This window comes from Pseudemcibacter sp. (genome assembly GCF_965661635.1).
Classification (GTDB): domain Bacteria; phylum Pseudomonadota; class Alphaproteobacteria; order Sphingomonadales; family Emcibacteraceae; genus Pseudemcibacter.
This window is the reverse complement of record NZ_CBFIEP010000119.1, coordinates 1-4362: the sequence shown is the minus strand read 5'-3', so window position 1 is coordinate 4362 and position 4362 is coordinate 1. Positions and strand designations below refer to the sequence as shown.

At 36.7% G+C, this 4362-nt stretch carries 8 protein-coding genes; 5 read left to right on the top strand and 3 right to left on the bottom strand.

The features are described from left to right. Nucleotides 1–44: 44 nt before the first annotated feature. Both ACTF6W_RS07860 and ACTF6W_RS07855 read left to right on the top strand, forming a co-directional pair. The gene (locus ACTF6W_RS07860; RefSeq protein ID WP_438993990.1) at nucleotides 45–581 is read left to right on the top strand and encodes a hypothetical protein; all 537 of its coding nucleotides are present in this window, start codon (nucleotides 45–47) and stop codon (nucleotides 579–581) included. A gap of 11 nt (nucleotides 582–592) precedes the next feature. Continuing rightward, the gene (locus tag ACTF6W_RS07855) at nucleotides 593–799 is read left to right on the top strand and encodes a helix-turn-helix domain-containing protein (RefSeq protein ID WP_438993989.1); all 207 of its coding nucleotides are present in this window, start codon (nucleotides 593–595) and stop codon (nucleotides 797–799) included. A gap of 3 nt (nucleotides 800–802) precedes the next feature. Here ACTF6W_RS07855 and ACTF6W_RS07850 read toward each other — a convergent pair whose 3' ends face one another. Continuing rightward, nucleotides 803–1036 (bottom strand): hypothetical protein, encoded by a 234-nt coding sequence (locus tag ACTF6W_RS07850; RefSeq protein WP_438993988.1) that lies wholly within the window; start codon nucleotides 1034–1036, stop codon nucleotides 803–805. 112 nt (nucleotides 1037–1148) lie between these two features. Here ACTF6W_RS07850 and ACTF6W_RS07845 point away from each other — a divergent pair, with 112 nt between their 5' ends. The 3 genes from ACTF6W_RS07845 to ACTF6W_RS07835 all read left to right on the top strand — a co-directional run bounded on the left by ACTF6W_RS07845 (nucleotide 1149) and on the right by ACTF6W_RS07835 (nucleotide 2565). Continuing rightward, nucleotides 1149–1541 (top strand): hypothetical protein, encoded by a 393-nt coding sequence (locus ACTF6W_RS07845; protein ID WP_438993987.1) that lies wholly within the window; start codon nucleotides 1149–1151, stop codon nucleotides 1539–1541. Nucleotides 1542–1775: 234 nt separating this feature from the next. Beyond that, nucleotides 1776–2312: a hypothetical protein gene (locus ACTF6W_RS07840; RefSeq protein ID WP_438993986.1), complete on the top strand. Its 537-nt coding sequence runs from the start codon at nucleotides 1776–1778 to the stop codon at nucleotides 2310–2312. A 1-nt stretch (nucleotide 2313) separates the two neighbouring features. Continuing rightward, a complete protein-coding gene (locus ACTF6W_RS07835; RefSeq protein WP_438993985.1) occupies nucleotides 2314–2565 on the top strand; it encodes a hypothetical protein in 252 nt (83 codons plus the stop codon). Nucleotides 2566–2846: 281 nt separating this feature from the next. On the opposite strand, the gene ACTF6W_RS07830 is transcribed toward ACTF6W_RS07835, so the two are convergent. Together ACTF6W_RS07830 and ACTF6W_RS07825 are read right to left on the bottom strand one after the other, a co-directional pair. Next, a complete protein-coding gene (locus ACTF6W_RS07830) occupies nucleotides 2847–3464 on the bottom strand; it encodes a carboxymuconolactone decarboxylase family protein (RefSeq protein WP_438993984.1) in 618 nt (205 codons plus the stop codon). Nucleotides 3465–3528: 64 nt separating this feature from the next. Continuing rightward, nucleotides 3529–4281, bottom strand: a complete 753-nt coding sequence (locus ACTF6W_RS07825) for a tetratricopeptide repeat protein (RefSeq protein ID WP_438993983.1) — start codon at nucleotides 4279–4281, stop codon at nucleotides 3529–3531. Nucleotides 4282–4362 lie beyond the last annotated feature (81 nt).

Sequence of the window (4362 nt, the reverse complement as noted above, 5' to 3'; positions counted from 1 at the left end):
AATCATTAATTAATTAATGATTAAAATTAATGATGAGGTTTATTATGATATCAAATATTGAAAAAGTACGTCACATTTCCAAAAGAATGGCCACATTCTGCAATTTACAAATGGTAAGTATCCCTTTGGTTCTAATTTGGAGTTGGATTGATTTTGAAGGGGCGAGGGCATTAGGGTTTTATGAACGGGTGGCCTATCCAATTGATGCTCCTGCGACATTATCATTGGCTATGGGGTTCCTTGTTAGTGCATTTTTGACTGTTTTTGTTATTGGGGCGATATACCACTTAAGAGAATTTTTTAAATTTGGAATTAAGGGAAATATGTTTTCAGAGCAGGGCGGTGACGCATTTCATAAATCAGCAAAATACCTTGTTATATATGCTTTTTTATCCATACCAGCGGAAACACTAATAGGTGTTATTTTAACGATTAATAATCCAGTTGGTGAAAGGTTATTAAAGCTGTCCTTCAACACATATGACCTATCCTTGATATTCTTATCGCTTGTGATTTTCTCAGTAAGTTGGGTTTTGAAGGAAAGTGTGCTTATTGCCCAAGATAATGCTCAGATCGTCTAAGGAGTAGAGAGATGTCAATCATTGTAAATTTAGACGTGATGCTTGCAAAGCGTAAGATTAAATCAAAAGAACTTGCTGAAGTCGTTGGTATATCAGTACAAAATATTTCGCTATTAAAGAGCGGCAAGGTCAAGGGTATTCGCTTTAATACCCTTGATGCCATATGCCGTCATCTTGACTGTCAACCGGGTGATATTCTTGAATATTCACCGGATTAAATTTTAAGATATTGTTTGTATGATATCTTCATCAACGAGAAGGGTGGCGCCGCCTGCGGTATAGGTGTGATATGTTTCACTATCTATAACCTGATCAGACCCCTGAACCCATCCTTCACCAGTTGAAATAACACTATCCCCCGAATCTCCGAGAATTTTTAGAATATTGTCATCATCTGTGAAGTCTATTAGGTCATCAAGAGTTAGTGTAATTTGGTGATCACCTGGTGTAGACATATCGATATTTTGAATATCTGTATCAGTGATGAAAACAACATTTACAAGTGAAAAGCTACTAAAACGTAACTTTAATAAAATAGAATAAATTATTATTATAAAAGGCTTAATAATGAAAATTACATTATCAAAAGAGATGAAAAAGACTATTGTGGCAATGTTGGAGACGGGGTCTAATAATGGGCGTATTTCGCTAAAATTTCCGGGCATTACCCGTGAACAGATACAAGATATTCGTGATGAAATTAATGCGGGAACACCAGAGACGAAAAGAAAATTAAAAAGAGATCATCTTTTAGGGTTATATCTTCAAGGAGATCTTGAAATATATGAACTTTATGCGGCGGAATATATACGAAAGGCTTTTCAGCTAATAACCCAAGATATTGGTGTTAAAGTAATGAAATGGGATGGCTTTATTGATGTATTTGCAGGTAAACCGATTGAAAATGATGGTGAGTTATCAACAAGAATTCAAAATCAATATGCAGATTGGTTTGATTAATGTACGAAAAGGCGTATTAGGGTAGGCCCAATCATCCACTTATTAACAGAAGTCGCGTCATTGAGAGATACAGATCATTATTTCGCGTATAGGCACGGTAAAACAAAGGAATATGTGGTTTTAGGATTAAAATTATATGTTGAAATGTTTAAACCAAGACAAGGTTTGGATTTTTAAGTTTTTCCGATGGTATTTTATGCTATTAGATAATGATAAATTATAAGGGATAATCGTTTGTCAGAAGATATTTTATGGTTTTGGGCTGTGCTTTTTTTCACAGTGCCTCCGGTTTTACGGTTTAGGGAAAATTTTTTAGTACCTGGTCTTGCTATGCTTTTGACGTTCGGTTTTTTTACGCAAAGTTATTGGATGCCGGATTTTTTTAATGCTTCTGATTGGCACTATATCATTGGTATATGTCTTTCTATTCTTTTGTTTTATTTCATTTGTGGGTTTTTAGTTCATTATTATTGGTTTAAGGATAAGTCAGAAAATCTAAAGAACATGGGCGCGTTTTCATTGCTGTTAAAGGCTTGGATTTCAGGGAATGCTATTGCCGTTAGTGAAGATTACATTACCGAATTAAGACGCTTTAAGCTGTTTGAATTAAGGTGGGAAGATATTAGCCGCATAGATCAAAGCGAGTTAGATATTGTGCTTAGTGATGATGTCGAGCGGGAACCTGAGATATTAAGTGAAATTCGTATTAAAAGAGATTTCCATGAATTTCCAGTTGTTGAAAAACAATTGATGAAAAGAGAAATGATCTAAAATGGCATTCTATCTTATTATAATTGTATTCATTGTTCCTATTTACGTTGCGCTTTATATATGGCGGGAAAAAGCCCCAGCCAAAAATGTATATTTGATGATTTCCAGTGTTTCATTCATTGCACTTATTATGCTTGTACTTGGTGGGGAAATTATAAATACAATTATGGGGCTTGGTTTATTCTTGGCCAGTACCAGCTTCTTTGCCGGTGCTTTTTTTTCGTTTTTAATGACGGGAAGGCGAATAAAGTAATTTACTGCTTGCAATGCAATTAATAATCATTATTAATAATGGTAGTTGTTAAGAATGATTCGCATCAAATTAGCAATAACTCAGTTGAGTTTCTATATATACGTTACAGAAGGTTAGGGGCATAATCCCCTCCACACACACTCATACCCCTAATCTTCTGTGAAACTTAGTTTTATTTATGTGACCAAAAATTTTTATTAACTTCAATCGCAAGCGCTCACGCTTTGCTTTCGTGCAATTATGCACGCGACCCTGCCTAGTCGTTCTCCTGGTCACATAAATTATTTATGTGACCAGTCGTCTTCATTATCTGAATTATTGGGACTTAGGCCGATAATATCGCCATCTGTATTAATTCCGAGACCAAGAACAGTTCGGTTTGCATAATTAAAATAGCTAACAACTTGATTGATTTCGAGGATTTCACCGTCATCTATACCATTCTTACGCATCTTTTCTATGATGTGTTCGGTTAGTTCTGATGGGGTTTGAGTCAAAAATCTTGCATATTTTAGCATCAAGGCATGTTTATCATCAAAGGCACGTTTAGGATTATGAATTTCAAGTGCGGCACGTATTTCAAGTGTGCGTTCTTCTTCATATCCTTCTTCTTTAAGGAGGCGGGCCATGCCCGCATAATGATGTTCAACGCAATAATGACATTTGTTTAAGATCGATACATAAACACCTATACATTCAAGAAATGCCTTTGGTATCGTGTTGCCCGTATGATGAAGCACACGTTTATATATGGCCATGTGTGCTTCCATGCTATGGGGTCTAAGTGAATGTGCCATCATAATGTTATCAACATTATCATCCGGCCCTTTTACACGGTCATAAAGTTTCTTTAACTTCCCTGTTGCTTGCTCATAAGGTACTGTTTTTATCCAGGTCATTATTTACTCCCCTTATTTTGGGAATAACATTATATCAGCTTTTAAATTTAAGCAAATTTAAGGGTTATCTGAAGCGTGCGATAATTTCTTTGGCGTCTCTTTTTGCTTTGGCAACTTGTGACGCCGTGAGGCCATTTTCAAATTTTTCTACTGTTCCGTTATCAAACCTTTTATCGGTATCTGCTGCAACCATAAACCAGGTGAGGGCGGCGACGTTGTCTTTGGCGGTTCCGGCACCTTGGTTATGCATTACGGCAAAATTATATTGCGATGCACCATGCCCAAGATTTGCGGCCATACCGCTATATTTATAGGCCTTAGTAGGGTCTTTTCTTAATTTCTGACCGCTAAAATATTGATAACCAACATCAGCAGCGGCACCCGGATGACCATTATCTGCGGCAAGTTCTAACCATTTATAAATGGTTCTGTTGCCCGCTTTATCACCAATATAAATTTGCGCGAGGAAATAGGCAGCATCCTTAACGTGATTGCCACCTTGCGGATCAGATGAGGCAAATTGAAGCATCTCTTTTGTATAATCCATATCTATTTCAAATACCATTTGCGAAGAATATATGCGTCCTAGCGGTAAACCGGCGGGATAATAATTTTCCGCGGCAGCTTTTTTATATAATTCAATGGCGCGCGGGATATCCCGCTCAACCTGATTGCCGTCATGAAGCATTTTTGCTGCGTTATAGGTGGCTGCACCATCACCATCATTTGAAAGGGCGATTAATTCGTCAAGTGAGGTTTGTGCGATTGAGAGGGATGTTGATAGAGCTAATAGAAGGGTAATGACTAAAAGACGCATGTTATTCTTTCGTAGTTACTGATTAGACATATTTTAATGTTAAAGATGAGCATTGAAGATAAGTGTGGGAAAATTGTGTTT

Coding starts and splice junctions, on each gene's coding strand:
- ACTF6W_RS07860 (WP_438993990.1), top strand. CDS start 45: ATGATATCAAATATTGAAAAAGTACGTCACATTTCCAAAAGAATGGCC.
- ACTF6W_RS07855 (WP_438993989.1), top strand. CDS start 593: ATGTCAATCATTGTAAATTTAGACGTGATGCTTGCAAAGCGTAAGATT.
- ACTF6W_RS07850 (WP_438993988.1), bottom strand. CDS start 1,036: ATGTCTACACCAGGTGATCACCAAATTACACTAACTCTTGATGACCTA.
- ACTF6W_RS07845 (WP_438993987.1), top strand. CDS start 1,149: ATGAAAATTACATTATCAAAAGAGATGAAAAAGACTATTGTGGCAATG.
- ACTF6W_RS07835 (WP_438993985.1), top strand. CDS start 2,314: ATGGCATTCTATCTTATTATAATTGTATTCATTGTTCCTATTTACGTT.
- ACTF6W_RS07830 (WP_438993984.1), bottom strand. CDS start 3,464: ATGACCTGGATAAAAACAGTACCTTATGAGCAAGCAACAGGGAAGTTA.
- ACTF6W_RS07825 (WP_438993983.1), bottom strand. CDS start 4,281: ATGCGTCTTTTAGTCATTACCCTTCTATTAGCTCTATCAACATCCCTC.